Raw genomic sequence first — 19,692 nt, 5'->3', positions numbered from 1 at the left:
GTCACGCAGAGGCGACGACCCGCGGACGTCTGCCCTCCCACGGCATCTCCTGCTCAAGCACGGTGGCGAGCGTCAGGATGGTCGCCTCGTCTCCGTACCGGGCCACCGCCTGCACGCCGATTGGCAGGCCGCCGCGTGACATTCCAACAGGGATGGACATGGCCGGTTGTCCCGACATGTTGAAGGGGAATGTGAAGGCGCCGTCGGTCCAGAGGGCGTTGTAGGCATCGAGATCGTTCATCGACATGTCGTAGAAACCAACCGGCCTCGGAAGCTGGGTGAGCGTTGGGGTCAAATAGATGTCGTAGGCAATCAGATCGAATGCGATGGAACGTCCGAGCTGCCGAACCTTTTCGACGTCGGAGATATGCCTGATGCCATCAGTCGATCGTCCGCGTTCGATGATCGCCCAGGTTATAGGCTCGACGTCATCTCTTGTCACAGGGCGGCCGACGACGGCCGACAGCCACTCGAATATGGCAGCCGTCTGGACGCAACTCATATGCGTGTATGTTTTCCATGCGTCGTCTGAGTCGAGTGGCATATCGTGTTCTTCGACATCATGGCCGAGCCGCTGCAGGACCTTCACCGTGTCAAGGACGGTTTGTTTGACCTCCGGGTCGATCGCGCGGCCTGCCGGCGGCGTGACGGTAAAGCCGACGCGAAGCTTCTTCGGGGCCTCTCGCGAGAGTTCAAGCCAGCTCCGCTCTGGCACGGGTGGCTGGTAGGGGTCGCCAGGCAGTGTGCCGGATACAGCGTCGAGATAGGCTGCGGTATCGCGGACTGTCCGTGTATTGGCCAAGAAATAAGCTCCGCCGTGCCAGACATCCGCGAACGGCGCCATCGTGACCCGGCCGCGCGACGGTTTCAGGCCAAGCACGCCGCAACAGGACGCGGGAACACGAATGGAGCCGGCAGCGTCACTCGATTCAGCGATCGGGACCATCCTCGATGCGACTGCTGCGCAGGAGCCGCCGCTGGAACCCCCCGCCGTTACGTCGGCCCGCCATGGATTGACCGTCGCGCCATAGAGCTTCGGTTCAGTCGTGATCGACCAGCCGTTTTCGGGAGCGTTCGATTTGCCGACGAGAAGGAAGCCAGCCTTCTTCAGGCGGGTTACCACTTCCGCATCGAAATCAGCGACGACATCCTTGAGATAGCGCGATGAGTTTGTATTCGGCGCGCCCTTCCATGATGTCGCCAGTTCCTTCAGCAGATAGGGTACGCCTGCGAAGGGCGCGTTGCGGTCGACGGTCTCGGCTGCCTCGAGACCCATGTCGTAGAGCTTGTGGATGACGGTGTTCAGAGAAGGGTTGAGCTTCTCGATCTCAAGGATCGCAGCCTCGACCAGTTCGGCCGGAGAGACTTCCCCGCGATTGACCAGTTTGGCGAGGCCAAGTCCATCGGATTCGATGTAGGTGTTCAACAGGTCTTTGGTGACGGCCGCCATGGTCTTGCTCTCCCTTCAAGCGCACAATTGGACAGTCCAGTTAGACCGACCAAACATGCCCTTGTGACATGCCGGCGTTCGCCGCTCCAGCGCGCCGACGGGATATCAAGATGCTGCCGCCTCTTGTGTTGGGCTCATGCTTCCCAAAGCCGGCTAAAATTCAGCAACGATTGCCTCAGGCGATGGAATAGCCGCCGTCGACCGGGAGTACGGCTCCATGCACATAGGTTGCCTGGTCTGATACCAGGAAGGCGATCACGTTCGCGACCTCGGAAGGCTCGGCCCAGCGGCCGAGCGGGATACGCGCAGTAATTTTCGGCTCACGCACAGGATCGTTCTTGGCACCCATGCCCATGCGCGTCATGATCCAGCCCGGTGCAACCGCGTTGACCCTTATGCCCTCCGCTCCCCACGCTACCGCCATCGATCGCGTGAGCGCCACTATGCCACCTTTCGATGAGGCGTAGGCCGGCGATTTCGGTGAGCCGAAGTAGCTCCACATCGAAGCGATATTGACGATCGATCCACGTGCGTCGCGCAGTTTCTCGCGGGCGGTCGTGGCTGCGGCGAGACTGGCAGTCAGGTTGACGTCGAGGACGAACTTGAAGTCTTCCACACCCCATTCGCGCTCCTGGCGAAGGATACCAGCGCAGTTCACAAGCGCATCGATCCGATCGGCTTTCGCGACGAGAGCGTCCAGGTCCTGCTGCTTTGTCACATCGGTCGCGACGAACTCGGCGCCTTCGGGAAGGTCGCCTTCGGTATCGAGTCCACCGGCGATGATCCTGTAACCCGCTGCCGCCAGACGATGGCAGGTGGCGAGGCCTATGCCTGTGCCGCCACCAGTCACTATTGCAGTCTTCATGCGAATTTCCTCCATGTCTGCGCGTTATTAGCCGCGCAGAAATCCTTCCGCCACCTCGCGGATGCCTGCGCCGTCGAGCTTGTAGTAGGCGTAGAGATGGGTAGGCGGCGCGATCAGGCTGTACTCGTCGTAGATTCCGTGACGCTTCAGCCTGATGCCCTTGCTCTCGTCGGTCAGGACTTCAGCGACGGCCGCGCCGAGCCCGCCAAGCACGTTGTGCTCCTCGACCGTCATCAGCTTGCCGGTGCGCGAGCGATCCGCCGCTTCGATGATCGCGTCGCGGTCGAGTGGCTTGATCGAAGCCATGTCGATGACTCCGACCGAGCGCCCTTCTGCCTTCATCGCGGCCGCGGCTTCAAGCGCGGCATGGACCGTGATCCCGCAAGCGATAATGGTCAGGTCTTCGCCGAAACCGTGGACATGCGCCTTGCCGAAAGTGAACGACGGGCGGCTTTCGTATACTACCGGATCGCGGCCACGACCGATGCGGATGTAGATGGGCTGGTCCCATTCGGCGGAAGCGGCGATAACGGCCTCGAGCTGCGCGCCGTCAGAAGGCGAGACAACCGTCAGGTCGGCGATCGAGCGCATCGTGCCGATGTCTTCTGTCGCATGGTGCGAGGTTCCATAGAAGCCGAGCGAGATGCCCGTATGATGGCCGATCAGGCGTACCGGCTGACCGCCATAGGCCACGTCCATGCGGATCTGCTCGCAGGCGAGCAGGCCGAGAAACGACGCGAAAGTCGCGACGAATGGGACGACCCCGGTGGTCGCGATGCCGGCGGCGACGGATACCATGTTCTGCTCCGAGATGCCGAAGGAGATGTAGCGGTCGGGGTAGGCGGCGGCAAAACGGTTGAGGCCGTTCGAATATTGCAGGTCGGCGGAACCCGCCACCACATTGTGCCCTGCCTTCACGAGATCGATGAGCCCATTCGACAAATGGTCGAGACCGGGGTTTTTCATGTTGAGCCCGCGATATTGCCACGAGTTGGGCGACTTCGGTCCGTTCATCTCAGATCACCTGCGACTTGATTTCAGCGATCGCCTCGTCGGCGTCGGAGGGGTCGAGCCAGCCAAGATGCCAGCCCGGCTCGGTCTCCATGTAGGAGACGCCTCGGCCCTTGAGGGTCTTGGAGATGACCATGGCCGGCTGGTTGCGCGTATCGTCGGCGCGCAAACGGCGAAGCAGTTCGGTTACCGCGGCGATATCGTGGCCATCGACTATGTGCACTTCCCAGCCAAAAGCACGCCATTTCTCGTCCAGCGGCTCGATTGCCATCACGTCATCGACGCGACCGTCGAGCTGGAAGCCGTTGCGATCGATGATGCCGATCAACCGGCCGAGCTTGTTCTGCGCGGCGAACAGCGCGGCTTCCCAGACCTGACCCTCCTGCATCTCGCCGTCGCCCATCATGCAGAAAACGGAATAGTGCTTGCCGGTCCAGCGCTGGGCCAGCGCGATTCCGATCGCGTTCGAGAGCGCATGTCCGATGGAGCCCGACGAGAAGTCCACGCCGGGCACCTTGCGCATGTCCGGGTGGTCTCCGAGCGGGCTGCCGAGGCGGGTGTAGTCGTCCAGCCATTCCGTCGGGAAGAAACCGAGATCGGCGTAGATCGGGAACAGGCCGACGGCTGCATGGCCCTTGCCTATCGTGAAGCGGTCGCGCTCCTCCCATTTGGGTTCGCCTTTGCGGAGGTTCATCACGTCGTAGTAGAGCGCCGAGAAGACTTCCGCCGCGGAGAAGACGGAGGTGTAGTGCCCGGTCTTGGCGATATCGATCAGACGCACGGTCTCCAGCCGGATGAATTGCGCGCGCTCCCGCAGCCGGTCGATCGTGGCCTGGTCGGGTGCGTAGCTGTTTCCGGCGGGCGCGACTGTGCCCGTTTGCGATGTCATGTCGCTCTCCTTGCTGTCATGCGATGCCGGCGAAGCAATTCGGTCGGCCTTTATCGTTCGAAACGCGGTATGATCCGCTCGTCTTCGAGGCGGCGGAAAAGGTCGAGGAAGGTGTCGGTGGAGGACTGGTAGTCGAGGAAGCCCGCCTTGCGGCTGCGCGTCATGTCCGAGATGCATTCGACCTTGCGGCCGAAGTCAGCGTCCGTGTGCCACCACGTTGCAAGGCGCGAGATGTCCGGCTCGGCCAATCCGTACTTTTCCGCCATGGAGCGCCAGATGGGACCGGCGTCCGCCATCAGTTCCTGCAGGCTCTGCTGGCGACCATCATAAGGCGGGGCTTCGAGGCCGAAGTGGTCGGCGATGGTCTTCCACATCCGCTTGTAGCGGAAGACGTCGCCATTACCGGTGTTGTAAGGTCTGTTGGCTGCCTGCGGCGTTGTCGCGGCCCACGCCGCCTGCCGTGCGATGAGGCGCGCGTCGCTGATCTCGGTCAGCATGTCCCACTGCTCCTGCACACCGGTAAAGGCAAATGGCCGTCCGGTCTCGCGGCAGATGGAGGCGTAGCAGGCCAGCGTCAGGCCGTGGTTCATCAGAGCGCCGACGGCGAAACCGACGATCGCGTTCGGCCGATGAACGCTCCAGGTGAACCCGTTGCGCTGGGCGGCTGCGAACAGCACATCTTCCTGGTCGTAGTAGAAATTCGGGATCGGAAGCCGCGGCGTCTCTTCCAGAAAAGGCGTATCGGGCAGGTAGCGGCCGAAATCCTTGAAGGGCCCGAGATAATGCTTCACGCCGGTGATAAGCACCACATGCTTCAACGGTTGGCCGGACGCCTGCAACCCATCCAGCACGTTCGACAGGTGCCGCGCATTGATTTCGCAGGCTTCTTCTTCGGTATTTGCTGGGGTCCAGCTTGCCTGGAAAAGATGGGTTACGGGTCCAGCACGAGAGATCGCTTTAGCGACGGCCTGCCGGTCATTTAGGTCGGCGGCCAGCGGGATAGTCCCTTTGGGCGAGCGTTCGGGACGCCTCGCCAGGCCGTGCACAGTCCAGCCGTCCGCCAGCAGCCTCTCGCATATATTGCCACCGACAATGCCGGTGGATCCTACAACAAGGGCAACACGCCTTTCAGTCATCTTGTTACTTCCTCCCGGCGGGCTCTTAGGCTGCTTTCGCCGCTTGACCCTGCTCGGACCATAAAAGCAGGACACGTACAAATCAAGCATGATGCATCATGGATGATACTTGATTTGAGGAAAGCGGTCGGTTACGTAGGATTCATATGGTGGACCCCGCGTGGTGCATCGTATGCAAACCGCCTGCACGACCGGGAGGACTATCGAGCAATGATCATATTCGGCTCGCCGACGCGCTACGTTCAGGGCGCAGGCGCTCTTTCGAGCATCGGTGCGGAAATAGGCAGGATCGGCTCTTCCGTAGCGTTTGTGCTCGATCCATTGATCCAGGACAGTTACGGCGATGCGATCGCAGCGTCGTGCCGAGAGGCGGGTATCGACGCGAGGCAGGTCCGCTTTTCGGGAGAATGCACACCGCAGGAGGTCGACAGACTCCAGCAGGTAGCCGGGGACGTAGCTATCGTCGCCTCCGCTGGCGGAGGGAAATGCATCGATGCCGGCAAGGCACTCGCCAACCGGACCAGCGCGCTGATGGTAACCATACCCACCATCGCCTCCACGGATGCGCCGACCAGTCACAACTATGTCATGTACGATGAAAACCATCGCATGCTCGGCGTCGAGAAGATGCGCCGCAATCCAGCGCTGGTCCTCGTCGATACGGCGGTCATTGCCCGCGCGCCGAAAAAGCTCTTCGTGTCCGGCATCGGCGACGCGATCGGCAAGGTCTACGAGGTCGATGCCTGCGCCAACGCGGGCGGGATCAACGTCTTCGGTGGAAAGTCCTCGCTGGCTGCGGTGACGCTCGGGCGAGCGTGCCACGGCGTCCTGCTGGATCATGCTGAAGGCGCGCTTGCTGCGATCGACCGTGGAGTGCCGGACGAGACCTTCGAAAAGGTCGTCGAAGCCACCGTTCTTATGAGCGGCCTTGCGTTCGAAAGCGGAGGTCTCTCCATCGCACATTCGATGACACGCGGCTTGACGGCAGTGAAGGTGTACGCCGACACCCTGCACGGCTTCCAGGTCGCCTACGCGAACATCGTGCAGATCAGGCTCGAAGGACGTCCGGAAAAGGAAATAATGGCGCTGGCGGATTTTTACGGAAAGGTCGGGCTGCCGCGCAGCCTTGCCGAGCTTGCGGCTTCGGCAGACAACGAGACGCGGGACAAGATTGCAGAACTGACCATGACGTCTCCGCATATCCGCCATTTTCCACGCCAGATCGCTTCCTCCGATGTGCGCGACGCGATGGTCTGGGTAGAGAAGACATTCGCTCCGCACTGATGTGATCCAAATTTTACGCTGGAGCGTATCGCCCTCGAACGAGGACGATTGCCATGCGTGGAATTGTGATGTCGGTTATTCTATCGGCGCTTGCCTGCGTGGCGGCCGAGGCAGGCGAGAGCGGTATCGAAGGCCAATGGAAGCGCGAGGACGGCAATGCGCTGGTTCGCATTGCTCCCTGCGGCAAGGACATATGCGCCACGAATTTGTGGATCCGTGATACAAGCAGGGGCGAGGAGGTCGGCGACAAGCTGGTCATGTCGCTGACGCCGGACGACGCAAATACCTATTCCGGCAATGCATACGACCCCAAGCGCAAACTCAACTATTCGATCGTCGTCACCGCGCGAAAGGGCGGATTGGTGACCCGCGGGTGTTTCGTTGGAAAAATGATCTGCAAGGACGTGTCCTGGACCGCTGCCAACTAGAGAAATGAAAAGCTCGGCAGCGCCAATCATCGTCCTTTTTCGCAAAGACCTCAGGATTTCGGACAACAGGGCGCTTGCCGCGGCAGCGGATACCGGTCGGCCGGTCGTACCGCTCTTCATCCTCGATGAAGGTGGTGCTGGCGCAAGGCCGACGGGAGCAGCGAGCCGATGGTGGCTGCATCACTCCATTGCTGCGCTGTCTAAATCCATCGAGAAACTCGGCGCCACACTTCTCCTGCGGAAGGCAGACACCCAAAAGATCGTCGCGGAGACGATCAAGGCGAGTGGTGCCGACACAGTGTTCTGGAACCGGCGCTATGCACCGCCGGATATCGTCGTGGATACGGCGTTGAAGACTGCCTTGCGTGCGGACGGGTTGGACGCGGAGAGCTTCGATGGCTTCCTGCTGAACGAGCCTTCGCGCGTCGCAACGCAGTCGGGCGATTTCTACAAGGTGTTTACGCCTTTCTACAAAAGGCTGGCGAGCGACACCGAAGCGCGAGACCCGATTGACGCTCCGAAATCGCTTCCCGAATGTAGCGCCAGGCTGAAATCCGAAAAGCTCGATGCGTTCGGTCTTTTGCCGACGAAGCCAGACTGGTCGGGCGGATTGGCCGAGTGCTGGCAGCCGGGCGAGGACGGTGCACGGGATAGGCTCGAAACGTTCCTGGAAGACCGCCTCGACGGTTATGCGGACAGCCGAGACAAGCCCGGCGAAGACGGGACGTCGGGGCTGTCGCCACATCTGGCGCACGGCGAGATCACGCCGTTTCAGATCATGGCGGCGCTCACGCGCAGGAGCGGTCGTGATGCCGAAACCTTTCGGAAGGAACTTGCGTGGCGCGAATTTTCCTATCACCTGCTGTTTCACCGCCCGAAGCTTGGCCAAGAAAACTTTCGCCCGGAATTCGATTCCTTCGAATGGCAGAGCGCGCCGGCCGCGCTGAAGGCGTGGCAACGGGGACAGACGGGCTATCCGATCGTGGACGCCGGTATGCGCGAACTCTGGCAGACGGGTTGGATGCACAATCGCGTGCGCATGATCGCCGCGTCGTTCCTGATCAAGGACCTGCTCATCGACTGGCGCAAGGGTGAGGAATGGTTCTGGGACACGCTGGTCGACGCCGACGCGGCGAACAATCCTGCGAGCTGGCAGTGGGTAGCAGGGTCGGGCGCGGACGCCGCGCCCTATTTTCGTATCTTCAATCCGGTCCTGCAGGGCGAAAAGTTCGATCCCGACGGGAGCTATGTCCGACGCTATGTGCCGGAACTGGCGAATCTCCCGGATCGCTACGTGCACCGTCCGTGGGAAGCGCCGGCCCCCGTGCTGAAGGATAGCGGGCTGGAACTCGGCAAAGGCTATCCGCGACCGATCGTCGACCACGCGCAGGCGCGAGATCGTGCAATGGCCGCCTATCGCGCGACACGCGGCGGAGAAAACTGATCCGACCCGCTACCCGGCACGTAAGGTACATCGAGGAGACGAACCCATGACCTACATCGCCGCCTACATTGCTTCGCTGGTCGTGTTTGGCGTGCTCGATGCCATCTGGCTGACGACCATGACGAGCAGGCTTTATCGCCCAGTGCTTGGGGAGATACTCCTCGGCGATCTGAGGATCGCTCCGGCAATTGTCTTCTATTTCCTGTATCCGGTCGGCCTGGTCGTGTTCGCGGCGATGCCGGCGCTGCGCAACGGATCCGCCGGAACGGCTCTGATCTATGGTGCGCTGTTCGGTCTGATCGCCTATGCGACCTATGACCTCACCAACTATGCAACGCTGCGCAACTGGACGCTCCAGATCACCCTGATCGACCTCGCCTACGGGACGGTCGTCGCGGCGCTCACCGCGCTTGCGGGCTACTATGCGGCCCGCTGGTTTGCCGGCTGACGCCAGCCTGCTAACGGGACGGTGCGAGCCTGTAGTGGCTTATGCCCCAGGCCGTGCCGTGCGAATGGCCGAACAGGCCTGAGGTCGCCAGGAAGAAAAGCCGCCAGCGGCGGCGCCACAAGGCCGCATCCTTGCCATAGACATTGCGCAGGACCTCATCGATCTCCTCGGCTCTTGCATCGTAGTTCGCCAGCCAGGCGTCTGCCGTGCGCTTGTAGTGCTCGCCGCTCCACCGCCAGTCCTTTTCGACCGTAAAGCTTTCGGGGAATGCGCTCATCAGTTCGTGACTGGGCATCAGCCCGCCGGTGAAGAAGTGCTGCGCTATCCAGTCGCCGGGATCGTCGTGGTCGAAACGATATGGTGACGCGACGTGGCTGAAGACGTGGATGAAGGCGCGCCCATCCGCAGCCAGCCAACCCTTCATGCGCGCCAGCAGCAAACGCCAGTTGGCCATGTGTTCGAACATCTCGACCGAGACGACGCGATCGAAAGCCGCGTCAGTCGAGAAATCATTCATGTCGGCCGTGACGACCGTGAGATTTGCCAGGCCGCGTCTGCCGGCTTCCGCCGTTATGAATGCGCGTTGCGAGTGCGAGTTCGACACCGACGTAATCCGGGCATTGGGCAATTTCTCGGCCATCCAAAGCGACAGCGAGCCCCAGCCGCAGCCAAGCTCCAGAATCGTCTGCCCGTCCTGGAGATCGGCATGTTCGGCGGTTTGGGCCAGCGCATGTTCCTCCGCTTCTGCAAGCGTCGTTTCCGCGGATGGAAACAAACAGCAGGAATATTTGCGGCGCGGTCCGAGAACCAGGCCAAAGAAGCGCTCGGGAAGCTCGTAGTGCTGCGCGTTGGCGTCGACGGTATGGATGGCGATCGGGTAGTCGTCCATCGAGTCGGCAAAGCGGGTGGCCGTTCCGGTCGGTAGGGTAGAAAGTCTCCTGTCCGTCCGCGCGACGAGAAATTCGATCGCCGTCCGCAGGACAGGGTCAGGCCAGGGAAATGCTTCACCGAATTGCGTGGCGCGGTCGATCAGTCCCATGGTTCATCCTTGTCTTCGATCTGGCGGCAAAGGAAAGAAGGCGCTGGTTTGCGCCTGGTATGCGCGATAGGCGTCGCCACGCGTTGCGATCATATGTTCCTCCAGGGGAGGAATCCCCGAGACATGGGCAAGCAACCAGTACATGCAGGCGGGCGCGGCGAGCGCTACCCATCCCCATTCCCACGCTCCGATCGCCAGAAGCGGATAGGCAAGCCAGCCCAACCACTCGAAGAAATAGTTCGGATGGCGCGACCAGCGCCACAGGCCCACATCGCAGACCTTGCCGCGATTTGCCGGGTTGGCCGCGAAGCGGCGCAACTGGCTGTCGGCAATCGCCTCGCCGGCGACGGCGACCAGGATGACGACAACGCCGAGCCAGTCCTGCAAGCGTAACGCAGGCTCGGGATTTGAGGCGGCGAGCACCATCGCAAGCCCAAGCGGAATGCTGACGAGTGCCTGCTTCTGCAACAGCAGAAACATCTGGCGCCACGCATCCCCGCCCCAGCCCTTCAGCAGAGCGGCATAGCGCGGATCATCGGTGATGCCGCGCGTGCGTCGCGCGATGTGGAGGCCGAGCCGCAGCGCCCAGAGTGCTGCGAAGACTGCCACAAGTGCTCGCCTGGATGGCAGCGCGGCGGCACCTGTCGGTGGAAGGACGGCGCCGGCCAACCCGACGATGCCAACGCTGAAGGTCCAGACCGTGTCCACCCATCCGGAGTTTCTCGTCCGCTGCCAGGCAACCCACGCGATCGACATGCCGACGCACAGCGCCAGACCGACGCAGAGGACTGTGACCAGAAACAGAGTAGCGGTCACGGCTCAGCACTCCGTCAAAGTTTGATCAGCGGCTGAAGAAGGCGGCCAAGCCTGCTCTGCAGATGGATGTTGCCCTGGAGCGCGACGATGCAGATGCAGCGTTCGCCGGCGCTGACAGTCGGCCTGTGCTCCATCGTTTCGTCGGCCTCGTCGAAGTCGCCGGGGCCGTAGCGGCCGAACTCGTGCTCGAAGGCACCCTCGAGAACGCAAGTCCATTCGTATCCGGCATGCTTGTGATGCGGCAGCTTCGTCCCGGGTGCGGCCTTCAGCATGAACACCTTCATGCCGCCAACCTCGGGCACCGACACCACACGCTGGCGCACGCCCGGCCCAACCCAACGCCAAGGTCCGAGTTCGTATTCCCACAGCGGGTCGGTCCCGTCGGTCAAGTCGAGTGCAGAATCATGCCCGATGCTGCGCAAAGCGGCCTCAAGAGCGCCGGGCTTCAGGGCGACAACCGGAGCCTGCTCCAACAACGCGCCGCCGATCGCCTCGTACCTTGCGACCTCGCCTTTGCAGACCGCACAACGGGAAAGATGCATGGCGACGACCAGGCGACGCGCCTCGTCAAGCGTCCCCGAAGCATAGGCGACAAGGGTTTCGTCTGTGGGGTGATGTTTGATTTCGTTCGTCATTTCAGTTCACCAAGTGGACCGCGCAGGCGTTGGAATGCGAGCCTCATCCGCGACTTCACGGTTCCGAGCGGAATGCCTAACAGTTCGGCGATTTCGGAATGCGCCAGCCCGTCGAAGAAGGACAGCCTGATGACACGCAACTGCTCGTCCGGCAGGCTTGCCAGCGTCGACCTCACTATGCTCTCGCGCTCCGCGATCAAAAGATGCATCTCCGGTTCGTCGTAGTCTTCCTCCTCGGGCGCCACCTGTTCCTCAAGCCAGGAGGCGGCGCGCACGTCGCGTCTCCCGAGATCGACGCTGACGTTCCGCGCGATCGCATAGACCCAGGCGGACGCGCTGGCGCGAGCCGGATCGAAGAGCCCGGCCTTGCGCCAGACCCGCAGCAGCGTTTCCTGCGCCAGGTCTTCGGCCCGGTCGGCGCTTGCGCCCCGGCGCATCATCATCGCCTTCACGCGCGGCGCATAATGCTGGAACAGTTCCGCAAATGCGGTACGGTCCTGCGTTGCCGCGATCCTGATGATCAGCCGGGCTGGATCGAATTCCACCATCGCTTTGTAATATACGTTCAAGCGTACTCCGGCTGGCAAGAAAGCGCTTAAGCGCTGCTTTCCGTCGGTTTTTCAACCGGATTACGCGCAGCGCCGGGATTTGGATCACCGGTGATCCGACAACGCGTTCCCTACGTATTCCGATAGCGTTGGTATCCCTAGTTCGAGAGACTGGGATCTAGAGACGTGATTGTCAGGAGCCAACATGCATCCGCGTGAAGCAAAAAAGCGCATCGCAGTCGTCGGCGCGGGTATCTCAGGCCTGTCGGCGGCATGGTTGCTCGGCCAAAGGCATGAGGTCGTGCTTTACGAGCGTCAGGCTCGGCTTGGGGGGCACTCGAACACGGTAATGGTGGATGGTGCGCACGGCCTGACACCCGTCGATACCGGCTTCATCGTCTACAACGAAGCGACCTACCCCAATCTCAAGGCATTGTTCGCCTACCTGGGCGTCGACACCAAGGCATCCGACATGTCGTTTGCGGTATCGCGCGACGGCGGACGGCTCGAGTATTCGGGCGCCGGACTCGCGGGCCTGTTTGCGCAGAAGCGCAATATGGCCAATCCACGCTTCTGGTCGATGCTGCGCGATCTCGTACGCTTCTACCGCACGGCCGCTACCGACCTGCCGCATCTGCCGAGTTCCCAGACGCTCGGCGACTACCTCAAGCGGGGCGGCTATGGCACCGCATTCCGCGACGATCACCTGTTGCCCATGGCCGGTGCGATCTGGTCTGCACCCTGCTCGACGATGCTCGGCTATCCGGCGAGCGCTTTCATCCGCTTTTTCCACAACCACGGTCTTCTGCTGCTTGGCGACCGCCCCCAATGGCGCACCGTCCAAGGAGGCAGCATCGCGTATGTGCGCAAACTGGCCGACGCATTCTCGGGCAGCATCAGGTTAGGCGCGGATATCGCTTCGATCACGCGACATGATGGTCACGTGACCATCTTCGATCGCCGCGCGGGCCCGGAACACTTCGACGCGCTGGTGATTGCGACACATGCCGACGAGGCACTCGGCCTTCTTGCCGATCCATCGGCGGAGGAGCGCGCGCTTCTTGGCGCCTTTCGCTACAGCCGCAACGAGGCGATCCTGCACACGGACGACAGCATCATGCCACGGCGGCTCTCCGTCTGGGCGAGCTGGAACCACATCGACAGCAGGGCCGGTGACGATGCCGCCAGCGTAACCTACTGGATGAACCGGCTGCAGGGATTGGAGACGCCGCGCCCCATTTTGGTGACGCTCAATCCGCGGACGCAGCTGGACGAAGCATTGGTCCTGCGTCGCGAGACCTACCATCATCCGATCTTCGACAGCGCCGCCCTGGAAGCGCAAAAGCGCCTGTGGACCTTACAAGGCCGGCAGCGGACATGGTTCTGCGGCGCGCATTTCGGCTCAGGCTTCCACGAGGACGGGTTGCAGTCGGGCCTTGCCGTCGCCGAGGCGCTCGGTGGAGTGAAGCGGCCATGGGATGTGGCCGGACAATCCTCGCGCATAGCGCTGCCGGAAAGCTGGCCTGAGATACAGTCTATCCCGGAGGCGGAACGGGAGATTGCCGCTTGACCGGGTCGCGTATCTATTTCGGCACGGTGTCGCATCGCAGGCTGCGACCGCGCGTGCACGCTCTCAAATACAGAATGTTCTGGACGCTTTTCGATCTCGACGAGATCACCGATCTGCAGAAGCGAAGCCTGCTGTTCTCTTACAACCGCTTCAATGTGTTAAGCTTCCATGATACTGACCACGGCGACGGCAGCGAGTCAGCGTTGCGACAGCAGATTGGGCGGACGCTTGATGAACACGGCATTGCCTTCGATGGCGGCTCCATCCTGCTGTTTTGCATGCCGCGCGTCCTCGGCTACGGCTTCAACCCAATCAGCGTCTATTTCTGCCACCTGAAGGATGGAGAGCTCGCAGCCATAGTCTACGAGGTACACAACACCTTCGGTGAGCGGCATAGCTACGTGTTCAGCGCGCTTGAAGAAAAGGCACCTGCCGCGCATGGCTGTGACAAGCGCTTTCACGTATCCCCATTCATGGACATGGACATGCGTTACGAATTCAGAACACTGTTGCCGGCTGACCGTTTTGCCCTGGTCATTCGCGGCTCCGACGCGGACGGCACGTTGATCCACGCGTCGCTCGCCGGCGCCGCCCGGTCATTCGACACGGCCAACCTGCTGCGCGGCCTCCTGCTTTACCCGCTACTTACCCTCAAGGTTACGGCGGCGATTCATTGGCACGCGCTGCGCCTCTGGCTGAAGGGGATCCGCGTGAGGACCAAGCCGGCTCCACCCCATCAACCCACCACAGCGGTCTCGGGTATTCCAAGGCCATGACGGGCAAATATGAAATCACAGAAATCGATGGCTTGACAGCGAAGTCTCCCGGGATTGTGGCGAAGCTGGCATCGCGCATCGTCCCCCCGTTGGTTGCCGGCCGACTTGTGATCGAACTGCCGTCTGGCGAACGAATCGATCGGCGCGGCACAGCGCCTGGCCCTGAGGTCTATGTCATTGTTAACCGGTCGCGAGCCCTCCTGCGACTTGTGTTCGGCGGTGATGTGGCCTTTGCCGGGTCCTATCTGGACGGTGACTGGTCGACGCCGGACCTGCTGAGGCTTTTCGAATTGGTGATGCTGAACGAATCGGTGTTCCGGCGCTCGCAACAGCCGGCTCTGCCGGTTCGGCTGATGGCCCTGCTTCGCCATACTGCGCGCAGGAACACGCGGCGGGGAAGCCGGCGCAACATTGCCGAGCACTACGATCTCGGCAATGATTTCTACCGCCCTTGGCTTGACCGGGACATGACTTATTCCGCCGCGCTTTTTGCGAGTCAGGAGACCTTGGAGGAAGCGCAGGAAAACAAGATCAACCGCATCGCCCAAATGATGGAACTCAAATGTGGGAAACGCGTGCTCGAAATCGGATGTGGCTGGGGTGCGTTGGCACAGGCGCTAGTGAGGGGCCGCGGCTGCCATGTAACCGGCGTGACCTTGTCGGAAGAACAGGCCGCCTACGCCCGCAACCGTCTAAGGCAGGACATAGATCGAGGCGACGCGGAGATACGCCTTCAAGATTACCGTGATGTCCAGGGCTGTTTCGACCGCATCGTGTCTATCGAAATGTTCGAGGCGGTGGGACAAGCCTATTGGAACACCTATTTCGAACTGCTCAAGGGACGGCTGGCCCCGGACGGCACTGCGGTACTTCAGGTCATCACAATCGCCGAAGATCGTTTCGAACAATATCGGAACACGCCGGACTTCATCCAGCGCTACATCTTCCCCGGTGGTATGCTGCCAACGAAACGTCATCTCCATGATCTGGCGTCGCGGGTGGGTCTTCGAATCTCCGAGACGGTTTCGTTCGGTGGCAGTTACGCTAAGACGCTTGCCGAGTGGCGATCACGCTTTCTAGCCTCTTGGCCACAGCTTCAGGCGATCGGATTCGATGATCGCTTCAAACACATGTGGGACTACTATCTGGCGTATTGCGAAGCTGGCTTCCGCGCAGGGGCGACCGACGTCACTTTGCTCCAGCTTAAACACCGGCAAGCGCAAGCGGACGTATCTGGCACAGGATAGTGGCCGACACAGGCGGCGACTCAGCGCGGACCACCCCATAGAAGGGCAGGTGCCAGTCCGTTATCCGGAACGTCATACATTATGGCCCCGAGTTCCTTATCGTGGTCCGGACCCAGTATTCGGATGGTTGTAACACCAACCAAATCATCTAGCGGACTTTTGCCGGGTTCGATTTTGCTGCCTCCCGCCAGGTCAATGTCGGCGCCGCTCGGCAAGTTTGCCGCAAAGGCTTCTGAAACGCCAACTGCTACATAGAACGCCAAGCCGCAGCCAAGCCGAACACGAGTTCGCTTGTCCATGAACTCCTCCCATCGTCTTTAGTTGTGTATCGTGGGCATCACTGTCGGATCATCGGCGTTCGACGACTTCCGGTCCTGAAAGCCGTTCCGAACTATTCCGAAATCTTCGAAAAGACGATATGATTGGTTATGTCGCTTCAACTCGTCACGTTCGGTTCGTTCGCATTCGATTGCGGACACGGGATCTTGTTGCGACATGGGTCTCCGGTTGCCGTCGGAACCAGAGGCCGGGCGCTACTGCAGGCCCTATTGAAAGCAAATGGCGAGGTCGTGACAAAGTCGGCATTAATGGATGCTGCGTGGCCATGCACGAACGTCGAGGAGAGCAATCTTACCGTCCAGATCGCTGCACTTCGCAAGGTCCTCGGCCGGTCGGCTGACGGCGAAGCGTGGATCGCAACTGTTCCGCGCGTTGGATACAGGCTGGTGCATTCGAGGCCGTTACGAAATAGCTACATAGACACCGCAGTCGATGCGCCGGTGCCGCAAGCGACTGGTTCAACGCCTTCTATTGCGGTGATGCCGTTCACCAATATGAGCAGCGATCCCGAGCAAGAGTATGTCGGCGACGGATTGGCCGAGGATTTGATCACGGACCTGTCGAAGGTCGCCGGTCTCCTGGTGATCGCACGCCATTCCTCTTTCGTTTACAAAGGCAAGCAGGCCGATATCCGGTCAATCGCTACGGATCTCAACGTGCGCTATGTGATCGAGGGGAGCGTACGCCGTGCCGCTGATCGGATCCGGATCAGCGCCCAGATCATCGATACGCACGACAATCGCCCACTGTGGGCCGAACGATTCGATCGGGATCTCGCAGATGTCTTCGCGCTGCAGGATGAGATAGTGGCAAGGATCTTGAACAGCGTTTCTGATCTGCTGCCGCTGGTCAAGCAGTCGGTGAAAGGGAATAGGCCCGCTCGTTTGCTGATCGAGAGATCTATCGAACTGGATCCGGGTTTTGCGGACGACATGCAGCTTCGCGCCGCTGAACAAGCGCGGCAGAGGGCCAAGGCGACAATGCGGACAGTCCGGCGCGAGGTGGAGGTGTGGCTTTTGAAACGCCGGCTGCTCGGGGCCGACGACAGCATGTACAAGGATGTTGGTGTTTCTTCCGGGAATGTCGATTGGCTCGTTCGAAACGGTCGTGGCGATCGGTGCGGATAGTCGACGTGGAGTCCAGCGCTGGGCGGGCTCCCCTACAGCCAACCGTACTACCGGCTACGATCCTCGCGTCCCGCTAACGCGGATCGGCTGACTGAAACTGTGTGGCGTTTTCAGAACCTCGTCTCCATTTTGCGTGAAATCTATCTCGCCTTTGCGGATCGAATTCGCGAATTTGCCGAGACAGGAAACTGGTCCCTGACGGCTGCATAACTTACCGATTGGTATCTGTTCAGTCCCGTTAACGCCCTGACGCCGGCCACAGCAAAGCGATCCTTGCCGCCTACAAATTGGCGGCGGCGTGAACGAGGTCGTTCTCGCTTCAAGCAGGTGACCGGCATCTTGTTCGAGTTCTCGCCTGGCCGAGGCGATCCACGTTTCGAGGGTGACTCACGGCGGTCAATATCTTCATCATGCCCGCTACTGCCACATCGAGCGAATTGAAAAGCTGATGACGGCACTGGCCGCCTAGCCGCGAACCATCAACAAAGTGGTCGGGCGTTTCATTGGGCTCAGCCACTGAGGGCGCAAACGGCCAAAGTGGGGATGCAAGTGGGGACAGCGCAGCACTGTTCCAATTCCTGCATACATTTCAATTGGATACATACCGCCGTTGGTGGAGCTGAGGGGGATCGAACCCCTGACCTCGTCATTGCGAACGACGCGCTCTCCCAGCTGAGCTACAGCCCCGTTCGGCGGATGGCGCATTTATCGATTGGCGTCCCCGACTGTCAAGCGGCGACGCCGGACCGTCGCAGGCCTTGTGGCCTCGTCGGCCAATGGCTAAATGTCGCTTGGTTAACGGGAGAATGGCATGCTGGCGCTCATCAGGACGATCGACCTTGCTCTCTATCTTTACTGGTGGATCATCATCGGCTCAGCGATCTTCTCCTGGCTTTACGCCTTCAACGTCGTCAACCCGCGCAACCAGTTCGTCGGTGCTGTCGGCAACATGCTGTTCAAGCTGACCGAACCGGCGTTGCGGCCAATCCGGCGCTTCATGCCGGATCTCGGTGGCATCGACATCTCACCGATCGTGCTGCTGCTCATCATCTATTTCATCAGAGAACTGTTATGGTCGACGATTGCTCCTCTAGTGATCTAGGCCGAGGCTGGTTTCGCGCATGGCAGTCACGGACTGCTACCGGATACGCCCGGACGGCATCGCCGTATCCGTCCGGGTGACGCCGAAATCCTCTGCCGATGCCATAGACGGTCTTGGCGTGCAGGCTGACGGCGCCGTCCATCTCGCCGCGCGAGTCCGCGCGATCCCCGACAAGGGAGCAGCGAACGCGGCATTGGAAAGCCTCCTGGCCGCGAGGCTTGGGCTCCCCAGAAGCAGCGTCGCCATCATCGGAGGATCGACGTCCCGGCTGAAGACCGTCCGTCTGAGTGGTAACCCGGACGATCTTGCCGCCGCACTTGGCGAGGCGGTGGCGCAAGCCGGCAAGCGCGCATAGACTGCGTGAGCCTCCTTCGAAGGAACACGCAGATGAAAAGAGTCCTGCTCGCAGCTTTCGCAAGTCTGCTGATCGGCCAACCCTCGGTTGCCGGCGATATATCGAGCGCCTATACCGACATCGATACCGACAAGAATTGCTCGATCTTCTCGGCCAACGAGGAAGGCGGCGAGTTCGCCAATTTCGTCTGCGATGGCTGGCGCGGATATCCGGTCCTGATCTTTTCGGGCGACCTGCGCGAATCCGTCCTGTACGGCTTCCCCGCCAAGGGCCGTCAGGTATGGGAAAGCTTCTCGGCCTTCAACAGCACGGGTCCCAAGATCGAATGGCGTATCGATACCGAGGGATCGACATCGATCCCCTTCGCAACGATCCACCGCTGGTTTGTCAGCGACGACCCCGACAATCCGAAGAAGAAAACGGAAGTCCTGGTCGTTTCCAAGGTCGGCCAGATCGGGCAGCAGGACGGATGCGTCGTCGGGCTCGTCCGCGCCAGCGGTAACGCCGGCGCGAACGATGCTGCCCGCAAGATCGCCGACGACAAGGCGCGCGGCTTCGCCTGCGGCACGGACAAGTGGACAGTGACAGGGGAGGTCCCCGACTTCAGCCGCAGCGACTGATCAGCCTTTTTCGGTCTTTCCGCGCTCGATCGCCTCAACGATCATCTGCTTTGCGCGTGCGGCATCGTACCAGCCGCCGATCTTCACCCATTTGCCGGGCTCCAGATCCTTGTAGTGCTCGAAGAAGTGCTGCACCTGCTGGAGCGTGATATCCGGGAGCTGGGTGTATTCCGTCACGTTCTCGTAGCGCAGCGTGAGCTTGGGCGAAGGAACGGCGATCACCTTCTCGTCCTGCCCGGCATTGTCTTCCATCACCAGCACGCCGATCGGCCTGACATTGATGACGCAGCCCGGCACGAGCGCGCGCGTGTTGCAGACGAGCACGTCCACCGGATCGCCGTCGCCCGAAAGCGTATGCGGCACGAAGCCGTAGTTACCGGGGTAGCGCATGGACGTGTGCAGGAAGCGGTCCACGAAAAGCGTGCCTGCGTCCTTGTCCATCTCGTATTTGATCGGCTCGCCGCCGATCGGCACTTCAATGATGACGTTGACGTCTTCCGGCGGATTCTTGCCGATTGGTACCGCTTCAATGCGCATGCGCGTCCCTCTTGATGACTGACCGC

22 protein-coding genes and 1 tRNA gene are annotated in these 19,692 nt (G+C 61.1%); 11 read left to right on the top strand and 12 right to left on the bottom strand.

Annotated elements, in window-relative coordinates:
• Position 1: 1 nt before the first annotated feature.
• The 5 genes from ABMA32_RS15660 to ABMA32_RS15640 form a co-directional block, all read right to left on the bottom strand.
• Entirely contained in the window at positions 2 to 1,450 is a 1,449-nt protein-coding gene (locus ABMA32_RS15660) for an amidase (RefSeq protein WP_349014672.1), read from the bottom strand.
• 175 nt (positions 1,451 to 1,625) lie between these two features.
• On the bottom strand, positions 1,626 to 2,315 hold the full coding sequence (locus ABMA32_RS15655) for an SDR family NAD(P)-dependent oxidoreductase (RefSeq protein WP_349014671.1): 690 nt from the start codon (positions 2,313 to 2,315) through the stop codon (positions 1,626 to 1,628).
• 27 nt (positions 2,316 to 2,342) lie between these two features.
• On the bottom strand, positions 2,343 to 3,329 hold the full coding sequence (locus ABMA32_RS15650) for a transketolase family protein (protein ID WP_349014670.1): 987 nt from the start codon (positions 3,327 to 3,329) through the stop codon (positions 2,343 to 2,345).
• Between the two features lies 1 nt (position 3,330).
• On the bottom strand, positions 3,331 to 4,215 hold the full coding sequence (locus ABMA32_RS15645) for a transketolase (RefSeq protein ID WP_349014669.1): 885 nt from the start codon (positions 4,213 to 4,215) through the stop codon (positions 3,331 to 3,333).
• A 50-nt stretch (positions 4,216 to 4,265) separates the two neighbouring features.
• Positions 4,266 to 5,351: an SDR family oxidoreductase gene (locus tag ABMA32_RS15640; protein ID WP_349014668.1), complete on the bottom strand. Its 1,086-nt coding sequence runs from the start codon at positions 5,349 to 5,351 to the stop codon at positions 4,266 to 4,268.
• 210 nt (positions 5,352 to 5,561) lie between these two features.
• Between ABMA32_RS15640 and ABMA32_RS15635 the strand changes: the two genes are divergently transcribed.
• The 4 genes from ABMA32_RS15635 to ABMA32_RS15620 all read left to right on the top strand — a co-directional run bounded on the left by ABMA32_RS15635 (position 5,562) and on the right by ABMA32_RS15620 (position 8,955).
• Positions 5,562 to 6,635 (top strand): glycerol dehydrogenase, encoded by a 1,074-nt coding sequence (locus tag ABMA32_RS15635; protein ID WP_349014667.1) that lies wholly within the window; start codon positions 5,562 to 5,564, stop codon positions 6,633 to 6,635.
• A gap of 68 nt (positions 6,636 to 6,703) precedes the next feature.
• The gene (locus ABMA32_RS15630) at positions 6,704 to 7,063 is read left to right on the top strand and encodes a DUF2147 domain-containing protein (protein WP_349014666.1); all 360 of its coding nucleotides are present in this window, start codon (positions 6,704 to 6,706) and stop codon (positions 7,061 to 7,063) included.
• Between the two features lie 4 nt (positions 7,064 to 7,067).
• On the top strand, positions 7,068 to 8,507 hold the full coding sequence (locus tag ABMA32_RS15625) for a cryptochrome/photolyase family protein (protein WP_349014665.1): 1,440 nt from the start codon (positions 7,068 to 7,070) through the stop codon (positions 8,505 to 8,507).
• 46 nt (positions 8,508 to 8,553) lie between these two features.
• Positions 8,554 to 8,955 (top strand): DUF2177 family protein, encoded by a 402-nt coding sequence (locus ABMA32_RS15620; RefSeq protein WP_349014664.1) that lies wholly within the window; start codon positions 8,554 to 8,556, stop codon positions 8,953 to 8,955.
• Between the two features lie 10 nt (positions 8,956 to 8,965).
• On the opposite strand, the gene ABMA32_RS15615 is transcribed toward ABMA32_RS15620, so the two are convergent.
• From ABMA32_RS15615 to ABMA32_RS15600, 4 genes are read right to left on the bottom strand one after another with little or no spacing between them, the layout of a single operon-like run.
• Entirely contained in the window at positions 8,966 to 9,994 is a 1,029-nt protein-coding gene (locus ABMA32_RS15615; protein WP_349014663.1) for an SAM-dependent methyltransferase, read from the bottom strand.
• Positions 9,995 to 9,997: 3 nt separating this feature from the next.
• Complete coding sequence (locus tag ABMA32_RS15610) at positions 9,998 to 10,810, bottom strand: DUF1295 domain-containing protein (protein WP_349014662.1); 813 nt, start codon at positions 10,808 to 10,810, stop codon at positions 9,998 to 10,000.
• Between the two features lie 14 nt (positions 10,811 to 10,824).
• Complete coding sequence (locus ABMA32_RS15605; protein WP_349014661.1) at positions 10,825 to 11,445, bottom strand: ChrR family anti-sigma-E factor; 621 nt, start codon at positions 11,443 to 11,445, stop codon at positions 10,825 to 10,827.
• Positions 11,442 to 12,014 (bottom strand): sigma-70 family RNA polymerase sigma factor, encoded by a 573-nt coding sequence (locus ABMA32_RS15600; protein WP_349014660.1) that lies wholly within the window; start codon positions 12,012 to 12,014, stop codon positions 11,442 to 11,444. Before ABMA32_RS15600 ends, ABMA32_RS15605 begins: the two co-directional genes overlap by 4 nt.
• A 184-nt stretch (positions 12,015 to 12,198) precedes the next feature.
• On the opposite strand from ABMA32_RS15600, the gene ABMA32_RS15595 reads away from it, so the two are divergent.
• From ABMA32_RS15595 to ABMA32_RS15585, 3 genes are read left to right on the top strand one after another with little or no spacing between them, the layout of a single operon-like run.
• Entirely contained in the window at positions 12,199 to 13,563 is a 1,365-nt protein-coding gene (locus ABMA32_RS15595; RefSeq protein ID WP_349014659.1) for an NAD(P)/FAD-dependent oxidoreductase, read from the top strand.
• Positions 13,560 to 14,339, top strand: coding sequence for a DUF1365 domain-containing protein (locus tag ABMA32_RS15590; protein ID WP_349014658.1), 780 nt, complete (start codon positions 13,560 to 13,562; stop codon positions 14,337 to 14,339). The genes ABMA32_RS15595 and ABMA32_RS15590 overlap by 4 nt, the downstream gene beginning before the upstream one ends.
• Entirely contained in the window at positions 14,336 to 15,586 is a 1,251-nt protein-coding gene (locus ABMA32_RS15585) for a class I SAM-dependent methyltransferase (RefSeq protein WP_349014657.1), read from the top strand. Before ABMA32_RS15590 ends, ABMA32_RS15585 begins: the two co-directional genes overlap by 4 nt.
• Positions 15,587 to 15,606: 20 nt before the next feature.
• Here the strand turns inward: ABMA32_RS15585 and ABMA32_RS15580 are convergent, their stop codons facing one another.
• Positions 15,607 to 15,885, bottom strand: a complete 279-nt coding sequence (locus ABMA32_RS15580; RefSeq protein ID WP_349014656.1) for a hypothetical protein — start codon at positions 15,883 to 15,885, stop codon at positions 15,607 to 15,609.
• 129 nt (positions 15,886 to 16,014) lie between these two features.
• Between ABMA32_RS15580 and ABMA32_RS15575 the strand changes: the two genes are divergently transcribed.
• A complete protein-coding gene (locus ABMA32_RS15575; RefSeq protein ID WP_349014655.1) occupies positions 16,015 to 17,052 on the top strand; it encodes a winged helix-turn-helix domain-containing protein in 1,038 nt (345 codons plus the stop codon).
• A gap of 611 nt (positions 17,053 to 17,663) precedes the next feature.
• On the opposite strand, the gene ABMA32_RS15570 is transcribed toward ABMA32_RS15575, so the two are convergent.
• Positions 17,664 to 17,739, bottom strand: a tRNA-Ala gene (locus ABMA32_RS15570).
• 124 nt (positions 17,740 to 17,863) lie between these two features.
• Between ABMA32_RS15570 and ABMA32_RS15565 the strand changes: the two genes are divergently transcribed.
• Genes ABMA32_RS15565 through ABMA32_RS15555 form a run of 3 tightly spaced genes read left to right on the top strand, consistent with a single transcriptional unit; the run spans position 17,864 to position 19,129 of the window.
• Positions 17,864 to 18,154, top strand: coding sequence for a YggT family protein (locus ABMA32_RS15565; protein WP_349014654.1), 291 nt, complete (start codon positions 17,864 to 17,866; stop codon positions 18,152 to 18,154).
• Positions 18,155 to 18,173: 19 nt separating this feature from the next.
• Positions 18,174 to 18,509 carry a DUF167 family protein gene (locus ABMA32_RS15560; RefSeq protein WP_349014653.1) on the top strand — a complete coding sequence of 112 codons (336 nt, stop codon included), beginning with the start codon at positions 18,174 to 18,176 and terminating at the stop codon, positions 18,507 to 18,509.
• Between the two features lie 32 nt (positions 18,510 to 18,541).
• Positions 18,542 to 19,129 (top strand): hypothetical protein, encoded by a 588-nt coding sequence (locus ABMA32_RS15555; RefSeq protein WP_349014652.1) that lies wholly within the window; start codon positions 18,542 to 18,544, stop codon positions 19,127 to 19,129.
• Here the strand turns inward: ABMA32_RS15555 and ppa are convergent, their stop codons facing one another.
• Positions 19,130 to 19,666 (bottom strand): inorganic diphosphatase, encoded by a 537-nt coding sequence (ppa, locus tag ABMA32_RS15550; RefSeq protein ID WP_349014651.1) that lies wholly within the window; start codon positions 19,664 to 19,666, stop codon positions 19,130 to 19,132.
• Between the last annotated feature and the right edge of the window lie 26 nt (positions 19,667 to 19,692).

It is taken from the genome of Mesorhizobium quangtriensis (assembly GCF_040081925.1).
Classification (GTDB): domain Bacteria; phylum Pseudomonadota; class Alphaproteobacteria; order Rhizobiales; family Rhizobiaceae; genus Mesorhizobium_K; species Mesorhizobium_K quangtriensis.
Note: the sequence above shows the minus strand (reverse complement) of the source record. Positions and strands in the feature narration are given on the sequence as shown.

Excerpts from the sequence above, each read along its gene's own strand:
- ABMA32_RS15560 (WP_349014653.1), top strand. The coding sequence starts at position 18,174 with ATGGCAGTCACGGACTGCTACCGGATACGCCCGGACGGCATCGCCGTA.
- ABMA32_RS15660 (WP_349014672.1), bottom strand. The coding sequence starts at position 1,450 with ATGGCGGCCGTCACCAAAGACCTGTTGAACACCTACATCGAATCCGAT.
- ABMA32_RS15615 (WP_349014663.1), bottom strand. The coding sequence starts at position 9,994 with ATGGGACTGATCGACCGCGCCACGCAATTCGGTGAAGCATTTCCCTGG.
- ABMA32_RS15605 (WP_349014661.1), bottom strand. The coding sequence starts at position 11,445 with ATGACGAACGAAATCAAACATCACCCCACAGACGAAACCCTTGTCGCC.
- ABMA32_RS15650 (WP_349014670.1), bottom strand. The coding sequence starts at position 3,329 with ATGAACGGACCGAAGTCGCCCAACTCGTGGCAATATCGCGGGCTCAAC.
- ABMA32_RS15640 (WP_349014668.1), bottom strand. The coding sequence starts at position 5,351 with ATGACTGAAAGGCGTGTTGCCCTTGTTGTAGGATCCACCGGCATTGTC.
- ABMA32_RS15595 (WP_349014659.1), top strand. The coding sequence starts at position 12,199 with ATGCATCCGCGTGAAGCAAAAAAGCGCATCGCAGTCGTCGGCGCGGGT.
- ABMA32_RS15585 (WP_349014657.1), top strand. The coding sequence starts at position 14,336 with ATGACGGGCAAATATGAAATCACAGAAATCGATGGCTTGACAGCGAAG.
- ABMA32_RS15580 (WP_349014656.1), bottom strand. The coding sequence starts at position 15,885 with ATGGACAAGCGAACTCGTGTTCGGCTTGGCTGCGGCTTGGCGTTCTAT.
- ABMA32_RS15620 (WP_349014664.1), top strand. The coding sequence starts at position 8,554 with ATGACCTACATCGCCGCCTACATTGCTTCGCTGGTCGTGTTTGGCGTG.
- ABMA32_RS15625 (WP_349014665.1), top strand. The coding sequence starts at position 7,068 with ATGAAAAGCTCGGCAGCGCCAATCATCGTCCTTTTTCGCAAAGACCTC.
- ABMA32_RS15655 (WP_349014671.1), bottom strand. The coding sequence starts at position 2,315 with ATGAAGACTGCAATAGTGACTGGTGGCGGCACAGGCATAGGCCTCGCC.
- ABMA32_RS15565 (WP_349014654.1), top strand. The coding sequence starts at position 17,864 with ATGCTGGCGCTCATCAGGACGATCGACCTTGCTCTCTATCTTTACTGG.
- ABMA32_RS15645 (WP_349014669.1), bottom strand. The coding sequence starts at position 4,215 with ATGACATCGCAAACGGGCACAGTCGCGCCCGCCGGAAACAGCTACGCA.
- ABMA32_RS15575 (WP_349014655.1), top strand. The coding sequence starts at position 16,015 with ATGTCGCTTCAACTCGTCACGTTCGGTTCGTTCGCATTCGATTGCGGA.
- ABMA32_RS15555 (WP_349014652.1), top strand. The coding sequence starts at position 18,542 with ATGAAAAGAGTCCTGCTCGCAGCTTTCGCAAGTCTGCTGATCGGCCAA.
- ABMA32_RS15635 (WP_349014667.1), top strand. The coding sequence starts at position 5,562 with ATGATCATATTCGGCTCGCCGACGCGCTACGTTCAGGGCGCAGGCGCT.
- ppa (WP_349014651.1), bottom strand. The coding sequence starts at position 19,666 with ATGCGCATTGAAGCGGTACCAATCGGCAAGAATCCGCCGGAAGACGTC.
- ABMA32_RS15630 (WP_349014666.1), top strand. The coding sequence starts at position 6,704 with ATGTCGGTTATTCTATCGGCGCTTGCCTGCGTGGCGGCCGAGGCAGGC.